The organism is Streptomyces sp. NPDC051051 (genome assembly GCF_040682975.1).
In the GTDB taxonomy this organism is placed as follows: domain Bacteria; phylum Actinomycetota; class Actinomycetes; order Streptomycetales; family Streptomycetaceae; genus Streptomyces.
This window is the reverse complement of the sequence record NZ_JBFBCB010000080.1, coordinates 1-20,327: the sequence shown is the minus strand read 5'-3', so window position 1 is coordinate 20,327 and position 20,327 is coordinate 1. Positions and strand designations below refer to the sequence as shown.

Below are 20,327 nucleotides of genomic sequence, written 5' to 3'. Positions count from 1 at the left end.
GCGTCGGCGACGGTGCGGGCCAGGGTTCCCTGGTGGGCGAGGCGGTCGACGCCGTTGGGGACGTAGGGGACCTTGCCGTAGGAGCCCGGCCCACACACCGCTCGACTCCGTCGGGATCACGACCAGATGCCCGCGACGATGGGATCGGCGAGGACTCCGGCACAGCCGTCGAGCAGGCGCTCGCCCTCTGCCGCGGAGGGGGTGCGGGCGTCACCCGCGGGTGCCGGAGCGCGTGATGATGTCGAAAGTGACGGAACGACAGACGGCCGAGGGATTCTCGGACTGCAGCGAGATGTCCGGGCCCACCGTCTGGGCGACACGCTCCGTGCGTACATGGCCAGGGAGGCGGCCAGTGTCATGGAGGTCTCGCCCTCGCAGGCATGCATGAGGCGCTGCTGGGCCTCCGACGTGTCGGCGATCACCTCACGCCCAGCGGTGAACTGGCTGGTGACCGCGGACTGTCAGCTCGTTCACCAGCGCGTTGAGCGCGGTGACGTTGCCGCCATGCCCGTTGACGATCAGGGGTGCCGGAATCCGGAGCGCAGGACGAGCGGCACACATCCCGCAGGAGCGCGTGGAGGGTCGGCAGCGGCAGGGTCACGGTGCCACCGAAGGGCATGCGGTGCTCGACCAGGCCGCACCACACCGACGGGGCGATGACCATGGGGACATCGGCGGCCTTGCGGCATGCCTTCAAGGCGAGGAAGTCGTCGACACCGGTCGGCAGGTGTTCACCGTGTTGCTCGTTCGAGCCCACCGGCATCAGCACGACGGCGTCACGCTGCGCCGGTTCGCGCAGCTCTGAAGCGGTCGGACGGTTCCAGCGATTCTCGGACATGGCCAAGAACCCTTCCCGGCCCGCTAAACGCAAGGACTGTGCTTTAAGCTGGTGCGATGAGCAGCAAGCAAAGGGTTCGCCCCGGCGGGCGCAGCGCACGCGTCCAGGCGTCGGTGCACACCGCTGTACGGGAACTCATGGAGGAAAGGGGCCGCGAGGCACTGACCGTCCCACTGGTCGCCCAGCGCGCCGGGGTCACCCCGTCGACCATCTACCGACGCTGGGGCAATCTGCAGGAACTGCTGTCGGACGTCGCGGTGGAGCGGCTGCGACCCGACACCGAACCGGAGGACCACGGCGACCTGCGGTCCGACCTCACGGCATGGGCCGAACAGTTCCTCGACGAAATGACGTCCGCCTCGGGCCGCGCCTACATCCGCGACGCCCTGCTCGGCGACCCGGACGGCAACAACGCCGGCCAGTGCTCGGCCTACGCGGCCGAACAGATCAACGTCATTCTCGCCCGAGCCGCCGACCGCGAGGAGAGCACTCCCGACGTCGAGGCGGCCATGGACCGCATCGTCGCGCCCATGATGTATCGCATCCTCTTCCGGCCGGCCGGGCTCGACACCGCGTACGCCCGCCAGCTTGTGACTGAGCTCTTCGGCATACGCGGTAAGGGCGACCAGTGACCGGGTGACTGTCTCCGTCGCCTGCGAAAGCGCTCGCGCGGCCCACGTCCCGACGGACGCTCCGGCGACTTCGCCCGTCGCCCCGTGAGACGGGCACGAGGGCTCCGGGGTCTGGCAGGAGGCGAACGCGCCGCCGGCGCCCACGGTCATCTGGTCCGTGGGCGCCGGCGCGGTCAGCTGTCGGCGCTCGGCTCGCCACGCGCAGGGCGAAGGGCCACCGCGCCGCGCCGGCTGCGACACACTGCCTGACACGGTGCACGGCGCGGATGCGCAGGATGTGTTCGCGGGCCGCCGGGGCGTGGGTATCGGGTGCTCCTGGGGGCGTGCGACCGCGTTAGCGCTTCCCGTAGTGCCGCACCGACCGTTCCCGTGCCGGGTGCGGTGCCCGTCATGCGGTCGTCCTGTTCGAGGGCTGCGGGTTGCCCAGCATCTAACAGGTGGCCGCGTCGACGAGGGCCTTGTTCGCGGTCGCGGCCTTCCTTTCCTTGATGCCGAAGTTCGTGATGGTGAAGACCGCGACGCTACGGGTGCCGGTGGCGTCGGTGTAGATCTCACTGGAGTAGCCGGGCAGGCCCCCGGTGTGACCCCGGACCGTGCCGCAGGGCGTGTCCACCCGAGTGACTGAACGGCGGCCGTACAGCTCCTGGTTGAAGCGGTTTCCCCAGCGGCCGATCGCCTGGGCCGGCACCCGGCCGGGGGCGACGGCGTCGGCGGAGTCGGACAGTTCGCCGCCACGGCGGCAGCAGCCCAGCCAGGCGACGACCGCGCCGAGTGCCACCGCCCACGAGCGGCGGATGGACGCGGTACCCACCGCAATCGATCAGGACTCCCGCACGGCCGCCGTGGACGCACTGCCTGCCTCCTTCCACCTTTCCGAACAGCGCGGCGATCCGCCCAGCACGTGACCGGATCCTGGGGTTCAATGCCCCCGTGTCCGGCGACGTGAGCCAATGCTGAGGGCTGTCGCTGACAGGGGAGGGCACGACCGCGGACGTCCGTCGACAGCGGAAGACTCCGGCCCGTGAACACGGCCGGGGTCTTCCGCTGGGCGAAGCGGCCGACGGTGGTGGTCGGCTCAGTCGGCGGCGAGCAGGTGGGCGGTGCCGATCCGGGACAGCCCCCGGATCGGCACCGCCAAAGCCGCCACCACCAGGGCGGTCGCCGCGAGCGTGGCCAGCAGCGCGGCGCCGACGACCGTGAACAGGTGTCCGTGCAGCACGCCCCGGCCGAGGGTCAGCACCCCGGCCAGACCAACCACCGCACCGGACAGGCCGCCCAGCAGAGCCAGTCCGACTCCCTCGTAGAGGGTCAGCCTCGCCAGCTCGCGGTTGGTCCAGCCGGTCGCCCGCAGCACCGCGAGATCGGCGGCGCGTTCGCGCTGCGAGATGACCAGGACGTCGATGGCGCCGGCGGCGCCCAGCAGCAGGGGCAGGGCGACGCTGAGGTAGTCGGCCTCGCGCGCCTGCGCCACCACGGCACTGCCGAGCAGCGACCCGGCCACCTCGCCCCGGAAGGCCAGCGTCAGGGCGAGCAGCACCGTGAAGGCGGCCACTCCCAGCGCCAGCCCTGCCGCACCCAGCAGCGTGCGGTCCCGCACCCGCAGCAGGTTGAGCATGGCCAGTCCGGCCACCGAACGCACCGGGCGCGCGCGGCGGGCCGCCGTCACCGGGGGCCGGACGGCTTCCATCGGTCCCAGCCGAGTGGCGAGCCAGGCGGGGATCAGGCCCGCCGCCGTGGCCAGGAGGAGCGCCACCGGGAGCACGAGGAGTGACTTGGCGCCGGCTTCGGGCTGGCCCAGCTCCCGGCCCAGCACGTACGCGAGCACCGTGCCCGCGGCTCCGGCGACGAGGCCGATCAGCGCCAGTTCGGCGAGGACCAGGCGGAGCACTTCGCCACCGCTCCAGCCAAGGCAGCGCAGCGTGCCGATCTCGATGCGACGTGAGCGCACCGAGGCCAGCGCCGCCTGGCCGAGGAAGAGCGCGCACACGACGAGGACCAGCACGAAGAGCACCGCGCTCTTGGTGTCCACCGCCCTGAGAATGCGCAGTGCCACGCCCTTGGCGACCCAACGCTCCGTCACCTGCGCCGAGGCACTCAGCGCCACCGTCTGCGGCGCGGGCGAGCTGCCGACGGTGACGTCGACCTGGAGCCGGGGGTAGGCGGCCCGGATCTTCCCGGCCACCGCGTTCACCCGCGCCCGGGAGGCGGTGTCGACGCCGGTCACTCCGGCCACCCGGATCCTGATCGCGCTGACCGGCGCCTTGTCCTGGAGGCTCGGGACCCGACGGCTCTTGGTGAGCGCGGTGATGCAGTCCATCGTCGTCAGCATGGTGGGCGGCGGGCTGGCGTAGCCACCCAGGTTGCGGTCGGGCTGCAGCGGCTTGCCGTGGAGCCTCGCGCGGGTCGCGCTGTCCGCACCGGTGACCTGCGGCGTCTGGTAGGTCTCCAGCGGGGTGTCGGACAGGGGTGAGAAGCCGGGCAGTTTGCCGGTGTCGTAGCGGCCGACCAGGTGGACGAAGGGATTGGGCAGGCGTCCGGAGTCCACACCGTCGCAGGTACCCAGTCCGACGCAGTCCGTGGCGGCGTGGCTGGTCACCTTCCGGTACTGGGTGCCCTGGTGGTTCTCCTCGGGGACGTTGGAGAACGGCTGCTGGTTCGAGTTGGTGATCCACAGGCTGGGCTTCTGCGGCGGCTGCGGCTGCGCGGCGAGGTCGCCGTCGGAGGTCCGGCGGTAGGTGACCGGGCCCACCGTCCAGTAGGCCCCGGTGTCGAACGAGTCCTCGTTCAGTGCCTTCCGGTAGCCCTTGCTCAGGTCGAGTCGGGTCTTGCCCACCGTGGTGCCGTGCAGGCTTCGGACGAAGCTGCCGGCTGTCGGGTTGCCCAGTCTCGAGGGCAGCTCGGCCGGGTCGCCGACGTCGAGCCGCTCGACGGTGGCGTCGAGTGTGCCGGTGGTCAGCGGGTTGTCGCTGAGCAGCGCCGGGATGTAGGAGTCGTGCCGTCCGTGGACGCTCTTGGCGGACGACACCGTCCACGGCTTGTCCTGCTCGGTGAGCATCCGGCCCGAGGTGATGGTGTCGCCCAGGCCCACCAGCCGGTCCTCGGCCACCGGGTCGACGGCGGACGGCAGCACGGGGTAACTGACCGGAACGTCGATGGTGGCCTTGTCCTGGCCGGACTGGCAGTTCATCCGCGAACTCAGGTCCGGGTCGAACGGCGACCTGTCCCTGAGGTCCTCGGCGATGATGTTCGGCTTCAACGGCAGATTCAGGTTGAACTCGGTCTGCTCGGTCTTGTCCCAGTTGAAGTAGAAGCAGACGTCGTACTTCCCCTTGATCCGATACCGCTGGGTGCTCTTGTCGGCCGCACCCGTTTCCAGGGTGTCGGACTCGAAGAGGCCGTCCGACTCCGATGCCGACGTCAGGGGGAGCGGGTGAGGTAGACGTACTCGTCCGAGGTGCGGTAGCTGCCCAGTCCGGAGGTGAGCGTAGGGCTGATGCGCAGGATCTGCCGGGACGCCTTGCCGTTCAGGAAGCGGGACACGTCCACCGTGACGGTGCTCGCCACCATGAGGTAGCCGATGTTGGCGACCGGCGCGGCCACGTCGACCCCGGCCATGCCGCGGATGCGCCGGTACTGGTCCATGGTGATGCCGCCGAACGTGCCGGACAGGAAGTTCGGCGCGACCAGACCGCTCTGCCGCTCCACGTCCGTCTGCGAGTCGGGCGGGCGTACCAGGACGTCGTACGCGGACCGTGCGTTCTTCCGTACCGTGCCCACGGTGGTCGCCTGGCTCGTGCTCACCGTCGCGGTCAGCAGGGTGAAACTGGTCGCCGCCACCAGGATTCCGGCGGCCAGGGCCAGCGCGCGCCCGCGCCGCCGCCGTAACTGATCGAGGATCATCGCCATCACGGGCGCAGGCCCCCCAGCCGGTGCAGCACGTCGCCGGACGGTGCGATCCGCTGGTCCGAGGTGATCCTGCCGTCCTGCAGCCGCACCACCCGGTCGCCGCCCGCGGCGACCTCCGCGTCGTGCGTGGCGATCAGCATCGTCATCCCGTAGCGCTCGCGCAGCGACATCAGCAGGTCGATGATCTCCCGCCCGATGACGCTGTCCAGGTTGCCCGTGGGCTCATCGGCCAGTAACAGTCCCGGCCGGTTGATCAACGCGCGTGCGACGGCGACGCGTTGCTGCTGGCCGCCCGACAACTGCGAGGGCAGGGCGTCGGCCCGCTGGTTCAGGCCGACAGCTTCGAGCAGCTCCATGCCGCGCGCACGCCGGTCGAAGTCCACTCTGCGCGGCAGGACGGGGGCGAGCACGTTGTCCAGCGCGGTCAGCGCGGGCAGCAGGTGGAAGCGCTGGAAGACGAAGCCGATACGCCGCCGGTGACGGTCCAGGTCCCGGGGTACCAGTTGTGTGCCGTCGATCTCGACGTGCCCCTCGTCGGGCTGGTCCATGCCGCCCGTCACATGCAGGACGGTGGACTTGCCGGCGCCGGACGGCCCGGTCAGCATCACCACCTCGCCGGCCGCGACCTCCAGATCGACCTCGTCCAGAGCGGTCAGCCCGGGATACCGACGGCTCACCCCGCGCAACGTCACGCTCACAGCCATTGATGCAGCCTCGCCCTCCTCCCCGCTCGACCACCGCCTCGAAGCCGTCACCGGCCACGACATCGACACCCTGTGGGCCTACCGCGACCTCGGCGTCCTCGACGAGCCGCACGCCTACCTGGCCGACCGGCACCGTGAGTCGGCCAAGACCCGGACCGGCGTCGTCTTCTGTCTCAAACTCCTCAACCGCCCTTCCAGCGGCGAGTTCGACGTCGATGGCGCCCTGTTCACGCGCATCGACCGCACAGTGGACCAACTGGAAGAGGCGACCGACACGCGAGACGCTGCTGCCCGGAAGGTGCTCGCCGCCCTGGAGCCTGTCGAGGCCGCAGAAGTGGCCACCGCGCCGGACGCGCAGCAGCTCATGACGGCCCTGTTCTCGAAGGATGCCGGGGAGATCCCGGTGCCAGCGGTGTCGTACGTCGCTCAGCAGCCAAGGGTGGCCGCTCCTGCGAGCTGCACGGGACCGTCCACCGCGGGGTGATGTTTGCAGATCACCGATCTCATAGAGTGCTCTCTGTCGGGGTGGGCGCGACTTCCGACCACGCGGTCCATCGCGGGTGTCGCTGTACGACAGCCGGATCCCCGTGGGACCTTGCCACCTCGCGCCAGAAATCGACGACCCGCGTCGGGCGGGTGGCCATCGGCCGGGCCGGGAACGGCCGGGTGCAGATACGGGTACGACCGCGGGGTCCGGTCCTGGCTCGGGTATCGCTTCTCTTCACTGCGAAAGGACAGCTTTGTGCGATTACGTGCGTTGATCACCGTGTCGGCGATCCTGGTGACCCTTCTCACGGCTGTTGGTGTGACGACGAGCCCTGCTTCGGCCGCCGGCCTGCAGTTGTGGCCTGTGATCACCAACAACCTGCAGGGCGCCAGTGCCGGAAGTGACAGCAAATGGACCACTACGGTGGCGGGTTACGCGCGGGCCGCGGAGATCGTCGCGCTTCAGGAGGCAGGTCCGACGCCACCTGGGGAATTTGTCGCCGATATCCCCGTCATTCCCAACGCGCCCGGCAACTCCGGCGTCGTCCAGCATCACCGTTGGGCGGTGCACGAGCAGTTCGAGGTCTACTTCCTGCAGACCGACCCGTACGGTGGTTCCTACGAGGGAGGCCGTGTCAACCTCGCCCTGGTCACGCAGCGGGCGGCGGACGAGGTCACCATCGTGACCAATCCGAACCCGGCGGGCCGCAACGCCTTGGGTGTCCGCTTCGGTGACAACTGGTACTTCAGCTACCACGCCCTCTCCAGCAGCGACGGCGACGGTGGCCGGGACGCCCCGGCGATGCTGCAGGCGATCGCCGGCTTCGTGAACAACCAGGGACCGAACCGGACGTGGACCGTGCTCGGCGATTTCAACCGCGAGCCCGGATCGTTCTTCCTGCCGGCGCAGTCCTGGCTCTACCGGTCGGGTCTGCCGACCCACCAAAGTGGTAGGGAGCTGGACTACGCCGTCTCCTCGGAGAACATCCCGAACCATCCGGTCCACAGGCTGCCCGGATCGAGCTCCGATCACTACGCGGTGGGGCTCGGCACGATGCGTGCGGCGGCCGAACCGCCGGAGTTGCGGATCCTGCCGTTCGGCGATTCGATCACGTTCGGGGCGGGCAGTACGACCGCCGCGTACCGGGGTCCGCTCTGGGATGAGCTGCGGCAGCAGGAGAACACCACGGTGAGCTACGTCGGCTCCCAGCACTACGGGAACATCCCGGACAACGACAACGAGGGTCATCCGAACTGGAAGATCCACGATCTCATCGGCATCGCGGACTCCGTGATGGACACCTACAAGCCCAACGTGGTGCTGCTGCACATCGGCACCAACGACATGAACGAGGCCGTCGACCCGGCCGGCGCTCCGGACCGGCTGGGCAGCCTGATGGACAAGATCTTCGCCAAGCAGCCGGACGTGACGTTGGTCGTCTCGACGCTCGTCCCGTCGGCCAACTCTGTCACAGAGCAGCGCATCACCGCCTTCAACGACAGCTTGCCCCAGGAGGTCTACGAACGGCGGAGCCAGGGCAAGCGCGTATGGCTGGTCGACAACTTCGCGGCGCTGAACGCCGGGTCCGACTTGGCCGACTTCCTGCACCCCAGCGACAACGGTTACCGCAAGATGGGTCACGTCTTCTACGAGGGTATCGAGGCTGCCGAGTGGGCCGGCTGGATCAGCCCGCCGACGCCTTCTCCCGGTGGGGGTGGCGGCGGCCCGGTCCGGGGTTGGCTTCCACAGGAAGTTATTGCGAGCGGCACCATGGCTCCGGGCTCCCACCCCGGCAGTCTGTCCCTGAGCGGCAATGAGCAGGTCCACTACGCCGACATCAACGGCGATGCCAGGGCGGATTTCATCGTCTCACGCGACACCGGCGCGGCCGAGGTCTGGTTCAACGGCGGCTTCAATACCGACGGCACCATCACCTGGAACCACTCCGCGAGCACGATCCCGGGCAGCAGCTTTTCCCGATGGCAGTTCGCCGACGTCCTCGGCCACGGTCGGGCCGACACGATATCCGTCGTGTCCTATGAGGTAAGAGGCGTGAAATACGACTCGATAAATGTGTGGGGCAATCCCACAGGGTGGTACGGACCCGCCGGCGACAAGCCCCTCTCCTCGTTGAACATCAATCACCGCTTCGCCGACATCGACGGGGACGGCGCGGCCGAGTGGTTGCAGGTCTACCCTGACGGCTCGGTCAGAGCTGCGCTTTCCACTCCTGGCGCATCGGTCCCCTGGACCGAAGAGACGCGGGTGGTTGCCTCCGGCGTCGGCAGGCCCGGTGGCAATGTGCGATTTGCCGACCTCGACGGCGACGGCCGGGCCGACTATCTGGTCGTCGACCCCGACGGCACCGTCCAGGCGTGGACCAACGGCGGGCCCAAGTCCGAAGGCGGCGACTACGCCTGGCGCCCGCAGGGCACCATCGCCACCGGCCTCCGTTCGCCCGACAGCCAGGTCCAGTTCGCCGACCTGGACGGCGACGGCAAGGCGGACATCCTCGATGTCAACCCTGCCACCGGCAACACCTGGCTGTGGCGCAACAGTGGCCCACCTGCCGGCCCCGGCTGGACCTGGCATGAGCAGGGTTCGATCACGGCGGGCAGCTCCAGCCAGGTCGTCTACGCCGACATCAACGGTGACAGCCGGGCCGACTATCTGCAGGTCGGTGCGGACGGCTCGGTCCAGGCGTGGACCAACGGCGGGCCCAAACCAGGTGGGGGCGACTGGTACTGGGTGCCGCAGGGCACCATCGCGGGCGGTGTCGGAGCGTCCGGCCGCAACGTCCGCTTCGTCGACCTCGACGGCGACGGCCGGGCCGACTACCTGCAGGTCGGTGCGGACGGCTCGGTCCAGGCGTGGACCAACGGCGGGCCCAAACCAGGTGGCGGCGACTGGTACTGGGTGCCGCAGGGCACCATCGCGGGCGGTGTCGGCGCGCCAGGTACCAACATCCGGCTCGCCGACCTCAACGGCGACGGCCGGGCCGACTACGTGGTCGTCAACGACAACAGCTCGGTCCAGGCGTGGATCAACGGCGGGCCCAAACCCGAGGGCGGCGACTGGTACTGGGTGTCGCAGGGCACCATCGCGGGCGGTGTCGGCGCGTCCGGCCGCAACGTCCGCTTCGCCGACCTCACCGGTGACCGACGCGCCGACTACCTCGTCGTGCACGGCAACAGCGCGGTAGACCTGTGGGCCAACGGCGGACCCAACCCCGAGGGCGGCGACTGGTACTGGGCGCCGCAAGGCACGACCGCCTCCGGCGTCGACGCGCCCGGCAACCAGATCCAGTTCGCCGACATCAACGCCGACCGCCGCGAGGACTACCTCGACGTCAATCCCAGGACCGGTTCCACCCGGGCCTGGATCAACATCGGCTGACAACACGGCACCCGTCCCATGAGTGCCGGACTTCGGAGGACGGCTGGGTCGGCCTGCCACCCGATGGTGCTCCAGATGAGCCATCACCGTCTGGTTGGCGGCCCGGCCGTCCGAAAAGGCCCTGTTCTCCCGGAGCTGCCGCGAAGCGTCCAGCTCGCGCTGCCACAGGAAGGCGAAGAACAGCCGGTAGAGCGGCGCGTAGGTGAGCTGCGTGCCCTGCGCCTTCGCGGAGAACGCCGACTGCCGGAAACACTCGCTCAGCCGGTGATCGCCCCGCCCCTCCGGCGAGACGAGGATCGGCTGCTGCTCGCGCAGCCGGAGCGCGCGCGCTCGAACCCCTCCAGGTCTTCCCACCCTGCCCCGGCCAGTCGGCAGCGGGCGCTCCGCCATCACCGATCCAGAACTGATGGCGATATTTGAAAGTCCCACCCCTTGCTCGGGGTGGGACAGACCTGCTCGCTGAGATTCCCCACCCGCCCGTCGCGGTCACGCGCACCCCCCTCATGCGGTCCTGACCGGTACGGCACAATCGCTGTCAACTGGGCGGGCACAACGGTGGGGGTGGGAACGTGGGGCGTTTTGGCTGGCGAGGCCGACGTAAGGGCATACCGAACGAGCCGGCGCTACTGGCTGCGGCTGCTGAGAATCCTGGTGGCAGCGTTGCCGAGATCGACCCGGCGTATATCGACGACCCGAACGGCTACGTACCTCCCGAGGCAATCCGCGGCGCGTGGTTGGTGGATAGCAGCGGAAGACTGACAGGGGAGTACCAGGAGAATCTCCGTCACGGGGTGCCACAGGACGACTTCAGCAAGCTCACTGATCCTGATCACTGGCTTGGCTGGCTCGGCGATGACCCCGCGACCGCCGTCCGGAAGGGCATCGAAGAGTCCTTGCGTGCCCAGGCGGCAGACGCAGTGGTCGAGTGGGTCAAGATCCTTGAAACGCCCCGGTTTCTCACGGGTGGGCGTCGACATTCCGAGGACGAACAGGTCATGTCGGTCACGCGCGCGGCACTCGCCGCGCCGTTTGCGTTGTCCGTGCGCACAACGCATCACGGGCGTTCCATCCTCCTGGGGGTGTTCTCCTGGGCGGCGGTGAACCTCGCACAGCCTGAAATCCGCAAGGATCGGCACTGGTTTGACCTGGGCGTCGGGCTGGACTGGGCCGGTGAACGGCTTCAAGAGCGGATCTACGAGATTGACGGTGAGGACGGCACCGCCGAGCGGTAGAGCGGCAATGCCACTCCGTACCGGCGTCAGAGCGGATACATGACGCCGTAGGCGCCCTTGACGAGGCGGAGCCGTCCGAACCCTCAACCGGCGGACGGATCCGGCCCCTCCGTTCACTGCGCAACCGAGTGGGGAACGCGAGCAGCTCTGGGGAATTTCAGGAGTCCTCATCAGAACCGCCGCCACTCGTACGCCACTTCGCACTTTCAGCCGCAACACGACGGATGCAACACAGCGTATGTCTACGGAACACAGCTGCTACGTGGGGTGCGGCGGTTCATCGAGATCGTCGTCACCAACCAGAGCGGCATCGAGAACCACGGATGTCCGGTGGGGACGCTGACCAACGAGCCGGCCAAGCTCGGCCATCCCTCCCGCGCGCACGCGGTCGGCGTGTTCGAGGTGTTCCGCGCCTGGCTGCGCGAGCAGTTCGAAGAGCTCGGGGCGGCCGACGCCGACGACCTCGCCCTGCACGTCCTGACCTCCAGTCAGGGCGCCGCCACGCTGTCGAACGCTTTCCACGACCGTGCCTTCGTGCGCCGCGAGGTCGATCGGCTCAACGTCTCCTTGGCCCAGCCGTTCGCCACTCCCTGACCGGGCTCCCGCCCCCGTACGCGATCCCCTGACGTACCCGCCGACCTCTGCGCGTTCTGACGGCGGCGTCCGTGACGTGGGGGGTGCCGCCGACCTGGCGCGAGCGGACTTGTCCAGGGTCCCGGAGTCGTGGTGCGGTCGGGAACGCCGCGCTCCCCGGGTGAAGAGGCCCCTCGGGTCCTACCCGCGTGCGCGGGTGTCCGGTGCGGGCGGTCGGTGCCCGGGTCGGCGGGACTCCCCGCCCGGGGGGCGCCCTTGGTAGAGGGTGGTCAGGGTTCGTACCGTGTCGGCGATGCGGTCGCGTAGTTCGGCCGGCGCCAGGACCTCGACATCGGCACCCAGCCGCAGGAACTCCCGGTGGGCGTGATCGATCGACTCGATGGGCACGCGGGCCTCCGTCCACCCGTCACCCGTGGGTGTCACGCCGAGACGGCGGGCGCCCTCCGGAGTGAGCCGCACCAGCGCCTCCCCGGTGTGCAGCCGCGCTCGGAAGTCGGCCAGATACCCGTTCCAGTACCCGGCCAGGTCGAACCCGTCCGGAATGCCGAACTCTTCTTCCAGTGGCCGGACTTCGAGGATCTGATCGATCCGGTAGGTGCGGATCCCGGACGGCCCGCCGGCGACCAGGTACCAGCGACCGGCCTTGAGGACGAGCCCGTACGGCTCCACCCGTCGCTCGATCTCCTCCGGCGCCCGCCAGCGCCGGTACCGCAGTACCACCGCCCGCCGCGCCCACACCGCGGCGGCGACCGCGGCCAGATGAGGCACCCGGTGGGCGTCGCCGTACCAGCCGGGGGCGTCGAGCAGGAAGCGTTCCTGGATCCGCTCGGCGTGCTCGCGCAGCTCCGCCGGAAGGGCGGTCAGCAGCTTGAGCCGGGCGGTGGCGAGCGCCTCGCCGAGGCCGAGTTCGGCGGCGGCGCCGGGGAGTGCGGCGAAGAACGCGGCCTGTGCCTCGTCCGCGGTCAGTCCGGTGAGCCGGGTCCGGTAGCCGTCGACCAGCCGGTAGCCGCCGGCGTGCCCGGCGGCGCCGTACAGCGGGACACCGGCGGCACCGAGCGCCTCGACGTCCCGGTAGACCGTCCGGACGGAGACCTCCAGTTCGTCCGCGAGCTGCCGGGCCGTCATCCGGCCCCGGTTCTGGAGCAGCAGGAGCAGGGTGACCAGCCGGCTCGCACGCATGCCGCTCATCATCCACTGACAGTGGATGTCAGCGGACCGGCCCTAACCTGCGGCGCATGGAAGACAACTGGACCACGGACCTCACGCGCACCGGGCGGGCCACCGCATGAGCATCGTCGAACTCCGGCAGTACACCCTGCATCCCGGTGCCCGGGAAACGCTGATCGAACTGTTCGAGCGCGAGTTCGTGACCGGCCAGCAGGCTGTCGGCATCACCGTCGGCGGCCGGTTCCGCGACCTGGACGACCCGGACCGCTTCGTCTGGCTGCGCGCGTTCCCCGACATGGCGCGCCGCCGGCGCGCGCTGGAGGCGTTCTACACCGGACCGGTCTGGCGGGAGCACCGCGACGCGGCCAACGCCACCATGGTCGACAGCGACGACGCCCTGCTGCTGCGCGGACCAGGCTTCACGCCGGAACCGGGCACGAGTGAAGTGCTCGCGACCGTCTGCCACCCCACCGACGCGGCCTGCTTCGACGCGTACGCGGCCCGGTACCTGGGCCCTGACCACGCGCTGCACCGCACCGAGCACGCCGAGAACGACTTTCCCCGCTTGCCCGTCCGTACCGGGGAGGACGTCCGGGTCTGGTTCGGCCCGGCCGAGCCGGCACCTTGGCCGGCCCGGCTACTGCGGCTGGAACCCGTGAGGCCTTGGGGGTCGGCGCCGTGAATCCCCCGGGGGCACGCTGCCGGTGCGACAGAGGACTCTTCGTGGTGATCGGTGGTGTCCCGGTCGAGCCTGGCCGGCAGATCGTCCAGGTCGGAGGTGGTGAACCTCCACCGGAACGGCTGTGCCGTGGTGCTGTGGCGGTCCTCGAAGGCTCGGAGCCGGTCGGCGGGTGAACCGATCGGCCGAAGTGGATCACCGGTACCCGCAGCCTGCCCCGCCCGTCACCGCCCCGGCCCCCGCAATGGCCGGTGCAAGAGGCCACTTGGACAGGGAAAACGCAACTTCGACATGGCCCGCAGAGACGGCTACCTTCACCTGGTCCTCGGCGATCGCCCACGGTCGCACGGGAGTTACTTCGGGCTGAGCCACCCGCGGCGGGACGAGTCGGTCATGCCCCACGAATCCTCGCCCCCCATGCGTGAGCCACCGCACCGGGTCCACACCAGGCACCCCCCGACCAGGGAGAGACGCATGCCCCATCTCGCGCTGTACACATTCGGCGTCCTGACGTCACCTCTCGCCGATCCCGCACCTCTCACGCGAGAGTTCTACGACATGGGTGAGGCCGTCTACCGGAAGATCAGTCAGCACCCCGGATACCTCGCGCATGCTGAAGCGGCGGACGGTGACCGGGGCGCGTTCTTCGATGCGGACTGGGGTGCATGGGGAGAGTTCGCCGTGCCGACCTGGTACGGCAAGGGCCGTACGCCGGAAACCACCGCCCTGGCCGCGTCCCTCTCGCTCTGGACCGACCTGCGCCCCGCCTTCGACGCCGTCTACACCGGTCTGCACCGTGAGGCGCTGACCAGGCGTTACGACTGGTTCGAGAGGACGGGACACCCGAATTACGTGTTCTGGCGGGTCCCCGACGGCGTGACGCCCACCTGGCAGGACGGGGTTTCCCGGCTGGAGCACCTCCACGACCACGGCTCCGCGCCGCACGCCTTCACCTTCCACGACTCGTTCGCCCTGGACGGGACTCCGGCCAGGATCAAAGGAATCTGAGCCCCCGGCGTGGAAACAGCCGATCGCGTCCCGGATTCGGTCGTCGTCCGGCGGACGGGGCGTGCGAGGACATCAGCCGGCCCGCCGTCCCCGTCGCCGCCGCGTGGACCGTGCTCGTCGGCTTCGCCGCCCGGTGGGCGACTCGGCAGGCGACGGGTCCGCCCCCCGGCGGGGCACCGGGGGGCGGACCCGTGCCGGGCGGTGCCGGCCGACCGCCTCGCCGGGGAAGGGGCCCCGGCGAGTGGGCCGTTCACACGGTCGTGGGCTGTCCCAGGAGCGTGCGCAGCGCCTCCGCCACCGACGGGAGCCGGGTGTCGAGGTAGAAGTGGCCGCCGTCGAAGGTGAGGAGCTCGCCCGGGCGCGTGGAGTGGGCGAGCCAGCCGCGGGCGTCGTCGACCGGGACGACCGGGTCGGCGGTGCCGACCATGACGGTCAGCGGGATGTCGAGGGGCGGTCCCGGCAGCCAGCGGTAGCGGCTGAGGGCCCCGTAGTCGGCGCGGAGGGTGGGCAGCACCATCTCCAGCAGTTCGGGATCGTCCAGGACCCGGCTGCCCGTGCCGCCCAGGCGGCGGATCTCGGCGATCAGGGCCGCGTCGCCCTCCAGGCGGTCGCTCGCCCGGGGCTCCAGGCTCGGGGCGCCGCGCCCGGAGAGGATCAGCCGCCGCGGGGTGACCAGGTCGAACTCGGCCAGCACACGGGCCGTCTCGTAGGCGACGACCGCGCCCATGCTGTGGCCGAAGAACGCGTACGGGCGCTGCGGGACGCGGGCCAGTTCCTCGGCGACGGCCCTCGCCAGATGGGTCAGGGAGGTCAGCGCGGGCTCCAGGCGGCGCTCCTGACGTCCCGGGTACTGGACGGCCACCACGTCGATGTCGGGTGCCAGGGCCCGGGTCAGGCCCAGGTAGGCGCTGGCCGCGCCGCCCGCGTGCGGGAAGCAGACGAGCTGGAGCCGGCCGCTCTCGCCGCCCCCACCGCCCTCGGCGCCTGCGAACCGCCGCAGCCAGCGGCTCTCCACTACGGACATGTCGGATCCAATCCAGCGGCCGCCGCGCCCCGCCCGGCGATGCGGTGTGGGGCGCGGCAGCCGCTTGTCGTCGCGAACGGCTGGGGGATGGTTCAGGGGCGGGCGGAGAGCTGCGCGGCCGCGTCCACCGGCGGGAGGAAACCGGCCTCCGTGAAGAAGGTGACGTACCGCCGGAACAGGTCGACCGTCATCTTCGGGCACTCGATCCCGGTGTCCGCCAGCGCCCGTTCGGCCACGCTCGTGTCGACCGGCGGGTAGAAGGTCCCGTCACCCCTCGCCATCATCTCGAAGGCCTCCAGCAGCGGAAGCATCACGTTGTCGGGGTCCGACCGGACCAGGGCGCTCCAGGAGTCCCGGTCCAGCTCCTCCAGTGAGTGGCCCCTCGCCCTCAGCTCGGTGACGAACTCGGCGAAGGTCATGTGACTCTGGTTGTAGAGGTGGAAGGTGCCCGGACGGACCCGCCCCGACAGCGACAGGGCGACCAGCGCGGAGCTGACGTAGTCCACGGGCGTGAGCGGGACCGCGACGTCCAGGCCGACCGGGACGGCGCCCGCCTGGATCAGCCCGCGCAGGCTCAGCCAGACGAAGTCGCGGGTCTGGCAGGCGCCGTTGACCTGGTCGCCCGAGACGACGTCCACGCGGTAGACGGAGACCGGCAGACCCCGGTCGCGGGCGATGCCGATGACCTGCTCGGCGACCCACTTGCTGCGCAGGTAGCCGCTGGGCAGTGCCTCGGCCGGCCCGGTGGGGTCGTCCACCTTCAGCGGCCGGCCCCCCGTCTCCTGGCCCGCGAAGACCCCGGTGGTGGACAGATAGTGGACCGGAACGGTGCGGTGCCGTGCCGCGAGCCGCAGGACCTCCCGCGTGCCGCCCACGTTGGCCGCCTTCAGCGTGCCGAACGGGTGCAGCCAGTGCACCTGGGCGCCGCCGTGGTAGACGACGTCGACGGTGCGGGCGAGGGCGTCGAACTCCTCCTCGCCCAGGCCGAACCGGGGCTCGGCGAGGTCGCCGACGACAACCTTGATCCGGGCGGGGTCCACCTCGTCCCAGACGCGGTAGTACTCCAGGTTCTCGCGCAGCCGCCGCAGGCCGTCGGCCGCGTCGCTCGCGCGGACCAGGCAGTGCAGGGTGCCCCGGGTGGCGCGCGACAGGTCGCGCAGCAGGAACGCGCCGAGGAAGCCGGTGGCGCCGGTAAGGAAGATCTCCGCCGGGTCGTCGACCTGCCGTACGACCTCGGCGGCGGGCCGGATCGCCTCGTCCAGGCGGATCTCCGCCGCGTAGTCCTCCCCCTGCCGGGCGGCCGCCGCGGCCGTGTTGTCGCCCGTGCCGTCCGCGCCGTCCGTCAGGGCGGTCCGCAGGAACTCCGCCAGGGCGCGGGGGGTGGGATGGTCGAAGACCAGGGTGCCGGGCAGGCGCAGGTCCAGTTCCGCGGCGAGGCGGTTGCGCAGTTCCACCGCGGTGAGGGAGTCGAACCCGAGCCCGCTGAAAGGCTGTTCGACGGCGAGGGACGACGGGTCGCCGTGGCCGAGGACCGCCGCCGTGGCGGTGAGCACCACGTCCAGGACGAGGGCGAGCTGTTCGCGTTCGTCGGCCGCGGCCAGGCGCCGCGCCAGATCGTCCGCCGTGCGCGCGGAGTTGTTGGCGGCGCGCCGCACCGGCCTGCGCACCAGGGAGGCGAACAGCGGCGGCACCTGCGCGGGGCGTTCCCGCATCGCGGCGAGGTCCAGCGGGGTGACGACGGGGGCGGCGTACGGCAGGGCGAGGGCGAGGTCCAGCAGCCGGGGGCCCTGCTGCGGGGAGATGACGCCGAAGCCGGCGCGGGTGATGCGGGCGATGTCGGCCTCGTCCAGGTCGCCGGCGATGCCGGAGTCCTGGGCCCACAGCCCCCAGGCCACGGAGGTGGCGGGCAGGCCCCGGGCGGCGCGCAGGGCGGCGAGTCCGTCCAGGAAGGCGTTGGCCGCCGCGTAGTTGGCCTGGCCGGCGCCGCCGATGACTCCCGCGACGGAGGAGAACAGCACGAAGGCCGCCAGGTCCAGCCGCTCGGTCAGTTCGTGCAGGTGCCAGGCGGCGTCGGCCTTGGGCGCCAGCACGGCGTCGAGACGCTCCGGGGTGAGGTCGCCGACCAGACCGTCGTCGGTGACACCGGCCAGGTGCAGGACGCCGGTCAGCGGGTGTTCGGCGGGCACCGCGTCGAGGACGGCGGCCAGGGCGGCACGGTCGGTGATGTCGGCGGCGACGACGGTCGTCGTGGCGCCCAGCCCGGCCAGTTCCGCCCGCAGGTCCTCGGCGCCCGGCGCGGCGGGCCCCCGACGGCTGACCAGGAGCAGGTGCCGCACCCCGTGCTCGCCCGCCAGGTGGCGGGCGAAGAGGGCGCCGAGGCTGCCGGTGCCACCGGTGATCAGGACCGTGCCCTCGGGGTTCCAGCGGCGGGCGCCGTCGTCCTCGGCAAGGGGGGCACCGGGGGCTCGGAGCACGCTCGGCAGCAGGACGCGGCCGTCGCGGATCGCGGCCTGGGCGGCGCCGGAGGCGACCACCGCGGCCAGGGGGCCCGAGAGGGCGGCCGGATCGTCCGTGTCGGCGTCCACCAGGACGATCCGGTCCGGGGACTCCGACTGCGCCGAGCGCAGCAGACCCCAGTCCGCCGAGCCGGCCGGGTCGAGGAACTCCTCGTCCCCGGTGGCGACGGCGCCCCGGGTCACCACGACCAGCGGTACGGCGCCGGGCCGCTCGTCGGCCAGCCACCGCTGGACCAGATCGAGGGTGGCACGGGTGTGCGCGTGCACGGCGGCCACGACGTCCGCACTCCGCGGGTCGACGGCGGGCCTGAACACCACGACCGCGTCGGCCTCGCCGCGCCCGGCCCGCCCGGTCGCCTCGGCCAGGGTGAGGCCGTCGGTTCCCTCGCCGGTGCGGTCGGCCCCCTCGCCGGCGGGGGCGGCGGTGGGGCGGTCGAAGTCCTCGCCGACGACGGCGAGGGCCGGGGCGGTGGGGGGCACGGGCAGCGGGGTGGCCCGCCAGTGCACGTGGAACAACGCGTCGGCGTCCCGGGCCAGGGCGTCGCGCACCCGGCCGGCGTCCACGGAGCGGCTGGTCACGGCCCGGGCGAAGGCCACGGGCCGGCCGGCGCGGTCGGCGAGACGCAGGGCGACCGTGTGCTCGCCCGTCGGGACGAGGTGGGCGCGCAGGGCGGTGGCACCGGTCGCGTACAGCTGGAAGCCGCTCCACTCGACGGCGAGCGTCTCGTCGTCCCGTTCCGCGTGCGGGCCGGTCAGCGCCGCGGCGTACAGGGCCGAGCGCAGCAGCTCCGGGTGCAGGCCGAAGTCGGCGGCCTCGCCGTGCAGCGCCTCGTCGAGGACGAGGTCGGCGAACACCTCGTCGCCGAGCCGCCAGCCGGCGGTGACGCCCCGCTCCGTGTCCGTGTCCCCGAGGGCGAGCGCGGCGGCCTCGGCGGGCGGCCACGCGGCCGAGGGGCCGAACGGCGCCCTGGAGCCGCCGTGGCCCAGCCGTCCCCGCGCGCACTCCGACCACGGCAGGTCGCCGCCGTCGGGGCGGGCGTACAGGGTGAAGGCCCGCGTCAGGTCCGCGTCCGGTTCCCCGACGGACAGCTGGAGCTGGAGCCTGCCGTCCTCCGGCAGCGTCGGCGGCAGGTCCAGGACCAGGGACTCCACGGCGCCCGTGCCGAGTTCGTCACCGGCGCGCACGAGGGCGTCCACCAGGGCCTCCGGCGGCAGCGCGGTCGCTCCGAGGAGGGTGTACCGGGTCAGCCACGGGTGACTGCGCACCGAGACGCGGCCGGTGAACAGCGCGCCCCGGCCGTCCGCCTGTTCCACCTGGGCGCCGAAGACCGGGTGTCCGCCCGGCCGGAGACCGAGGCCGGCGGTGTCCAGGGCACCGGCGACGGGCTTGATCCAGTACCGCTCGTGCTGGAAGGCGTAGGTGGGCAGGGGCGACTCGATGCGGCGGGCGCCGGTACCGGCGAAGAAGGCCGTCCAGTCCACTCGGACGCCGTGGGTGTGCAGGGCGCCGACGGCCTGGACGAGGGTCCGGGTCTCGTCGTGGTCGCGGCGCAGGAGGGGGACGGCGGTGGTGTCTTCGAGGGTGTCGCGGGTGAGGGCGGTGAGGACGGCGTCGGGGCCGATCTCGATGAACGTGTCGGCGCCGGCCTCGCGCAGGCTGGTGAGGGCGTCGGTGAAGCGGACGGTGCCGCGGATCTGGTCGGTCCAGTAGCGGGGGGTGGCGAGTTCGTCGGCATCGGCGATGCGCCCCGTCAGTGTCGACACCAGGGGGATGCGGGGTTTGTCGTAGGTGAGGGTGGCGGCGACCTGACGGAATTCGTCGAGGATGTCGTCCATGTGGGGCGAGTGGAAGGCGTGGGAGACGGTCAGGAGTTTGACGCGGGTGCCGTTGGCCCGCCAGTTCTCCGTGACGGCGGTGACGGTGTCCTCGTCGCCGGAGACGACGGTGGCGCGTGGGCCGTTGACGGCGGCGACGGCGACGCGTTCCTCGCCGTACGGCAGCAGGGAGGCGCGGACTTCGTCCTCCGTGGCCTGGACGGCGGCCATGGCGCCGTCTTGGCGGGCGGCCTGCATGAGGCGTCCGCGGGCGGCCACGAGTCGTGCGGCGTCCTCCAGCGAGAAGACTCCCGCGACGTGGGCGGCGG

15 protein-coding genes are annotated in these 20,327 nt (G+C 71.3%); 7 read left to right on the top strand and 8 right to left on the bottom strand.

Features of this window, described 5'->3' with window-relative positions; genetic code table 11:
- Nucleotides 1-418: 418 nt before the first annotated feature.
- Nucleotides 419-838 (bottom strand): creatininase family protein, encoded by a 420-nt coding sequence (locus tag AB0N31_RS34335; RefSeq protein WP_366062432.1) that lies wholly within the window; start codon nt 836-838, stop codon nt 419-421.
- Nucleotides 839-894: 56 nt separating this feature from the next.
- On the opposite strand from AB0N31_RS34335, the gene AB0N31_RS34330 reads away from it, so the two are divergent.
- Nucleotides 895-1,470: a TetR/AcrR family transcriptional regulator gene (locus tag AB0N31_RS34330; protein ID WP_366062431.1), complete on the top strand. Its 576-nt coding sequence runs from the start codon at nt 895-897 to the stop codon at nt 1,468-1,470.
- Nucleotides 1,471-1,900: 430 nt separating this feature from the next.
- On the opposite strand, the gene AB0N31_RS34325 is transcribed toward AB0N31_RS34330, so the two are convergent.
- From AB0N31_RS34325 to AB0N31_RS34310, 4 genes are all read right to left on the bottom strand, one after another.
- Entirely contained in the window at nt 1,901-2,248 is a 348-nt protein-coding gene (locus AB0N31_RS34325; RefSeq protein ID WP_366062434.1) for a prolipoprotein diacylglyceryl transferase family protein, read from the bottom strand.
- 297 nt (nt 2,249-2,545) lie between these two features.
- On the bottom strand, nt 2,546-4,726 hold the full coding sequence (locus AB0N31_RS34320; RefSeq protein ID WP_366062430.1) for an ABC transporter permease: 2,181 nt from the start codon (nt 4,724-4,726) through the stop codon (nt 2,546-2,548).
- Between the two features lie 161 nt (nt 4,727-4,887).
- Entirely contained in the window at nt 4,888-5,370 is a 483-nt protein-coding gene (locus AB0N31_RS34315) for a hypothetical protein (protein WP_366062429.1), read from the bottom strand.
- A gap of 5 nt (nt 5,371-5,375) precedes the next feature.
- The gene (locus AB0N31_RS34310; protein WP_366062428.1) at nt 5,376-5,981 is read right to left on the bottom strand and encodes an ABC transporter ATP-binding protein; all 606 of its coding nucleotides are present in this window, start codon (nt 5,979-5,981) and stop codon (nt 5,376-5,378) included.
- On the opposite strand from AB0N31_RS34310, the gene AB0N31_RS34305 reads away from it, so the two are divergent.
- From AB0N31_RS34305 to AB0N31_RS34290, 4 genes are all read left to right on the top strand, one after another.
- Nucleotides 5,953-6,564, top strand: coding sequence for a hypothetical protein (locus tag AB0N31_RS34305; protein ID WP_366062427.1), 612 nt, complete (start codon nt 5,953-5,955; stop codon nt 6,562-6,564). The two genes, AB0N31_RS34310 and AB0N31_RS34305, sit on opposite strands and share 29 nt — an antisense overlap.
- Before the next feature lie 282 nt (nt 6,565-6,846).
- A complete protein-coding gene (locus AB0N31_RS34300; RefSeq protein ID WP_366062433.1) occupies nt 6,847-9,963 on the top strand; it encodes an FG-GAP-like repeat-containing protein in 3,117 nt (1,038 codons plus the stop codon).
- A gap of 569 nt (nt 9,964-10,532) precedes the next feature.
- On the top strand, nt 10,533-11,195 hold the full coding sequence (locus tag AB0N31_RS34295) for a hypothetical protein (protein ID WP_366062426.1): 663 nt from the start codon (nt 10,533-10,535) through the stop codon (nt 11,193-11,195).
- A 267-nt stretch (nt 11,196-11,462) separates the two neighbouring features.
- A complete protein-coding gene (locus AB0N31_RS34290; RefSeq protein ID WP_366062425.1) occupies nt 11,463-11,789 on the top strand; it encodes a hypothetical protein in 327 nt (108 codons plus the stop codon).
- A gap of 180 nt (nt 11,790-11,969) precedes the next feature.
- Here AB0N31_RS34290 and AB0N31_RS34285 read toward each other — a convergent pair whose 3' ends face one another.
- Entirely contained in the window at nt 11,970-12,968 is a 999-nt protein-coding gene (locus AB0N31_RS34285) for a YafY family protein (RefSeq protein WP_366062424.1), read from the bottom strand.
- Nucleotides 12,969-13,074: 106 nt separating this feature from the next.
- Here AB0N31_RS34285 and AB0N31_RS34280 point away from each other — a divergent pair, with 106 nt between their 5' ends.
- A complete protein-coding gene (locus AB0N31_RS34280; protein ID WP_366062423.1) occupies nt 13,075-13,638 on the top strand; it encodes an NIPSNAP family protein in 564 nt (187 codons plus the stop codon).
- Between the two features lie 471 nt (nt 13,639-14,109).
- Nucleotides 14,110-14,643 carry a DUF3291 domain-containing protein gene (locus AB0N31_RS34275; protein WP_366062422.1) on the top strand — a complete coding sequence of 178 codons (534 nt, stop codon included), beginning with the start codon at nt 14,110-14,112 and terminating at the stop codon, nt 14,641-14,643.
- Between the two features lie 250 nt (nt 14,644-14,893).
- On the opposite strand, the gene AB0N31_RS34270 is transcribed toward AB0N31_RS34275, so the two are convergent.
- Together AB0N31_RS34270 and AB0N31_RS34265 are read right to left on the bottom strand one after the other, a co-directional pair.
- The gene (locus AB0N31_RS34270; RefSeq protein ID WP_366062421.1) at nt 14,894-15,667 is read right to left on the bottom strand and encodes an alpha/beta fold hydrolase; all 774 of its coding nucleotides are present in this window, start codon (nt 15,665-15,667) and stop codon (nt 14,894-14,896) included.
- A gap of 92 nt (nt 15,668-15,759) precedes the next feature.
- Nucleotides 15,760-20,327, bottom strand: a 4,568-nt coding sequence (locus AB0N31_RS34265; protein ID WP_366062420.1) for a thioester reductase domain-containing protein, incomplete at its 5' end; no start/stop codon positions are given.

What these genes read in the sequence shown, in the direction of transcription:
- AB0N31_RS34315 (WP_366062429.1), bottom strand. Translation starts at nt 5,370, where the DNA reads ATGATCCTCGATCAGTTACGGCGGCGGCGCGGGCGCGCGCTGGCCCTG.
- AB0N31_RS34280 (WP_366062423.1), top strand. Translation starts at nt 13,075, where the DNA reads ATGAGCATCGTCGAACTCCGGCAGTACACCCTGCATCCCGGTGCCCGG.
- AB0N31_RS34310 (WP_366062428.1), bottom strand. Translation starts at nt 5,981, where the DNA reads ATGCTGACCGGGCCGTCCGGCGCCGGCAAGTCCACCGTCCTGCATGTG.
- AB0N31_RS34285 (WP_366062424.1), bottom strand. Translation starts at nt 12,968, where the DNA reads ATGCGTGCGAGCCGGCTGGTCACCCTGCTCCTGCTGCTCCAGAACCGG.
- AB0N31_RS34270 (WP_366062421.1), bottom strand. Translation starts at nt 15,667, where the DNA reads ATGTCCGTAGTGGAGAGCCGCTGGCTGCGGCGGTTCGCAGGCGCCGAG.
- AB0N31_RS34330 (WP_366062431.1), top strand. Translation starts at nt 895, where the DNA reads ATGAGCAGCAAGCAAAGGGTTCGCCCCGGCGGGCGCAGCGCACGCGTC.
- AB0N31_RS34275 (WP_366062422.1), top strand. Translation starts at nt 14,110, where the DNA reads ATGCCCCATCTCGCGCTGTACACATTCGGCGTCCTGACGTCACCTCTC.
- AB0N31_RS34335 (WP_366062432.1), bottom strand. Translation starts at nt 838, where the DNA reads ATGTCCGAGAATCGCTGGAACCGTCCGACCGCTTCAGAGCTGCGCGAA.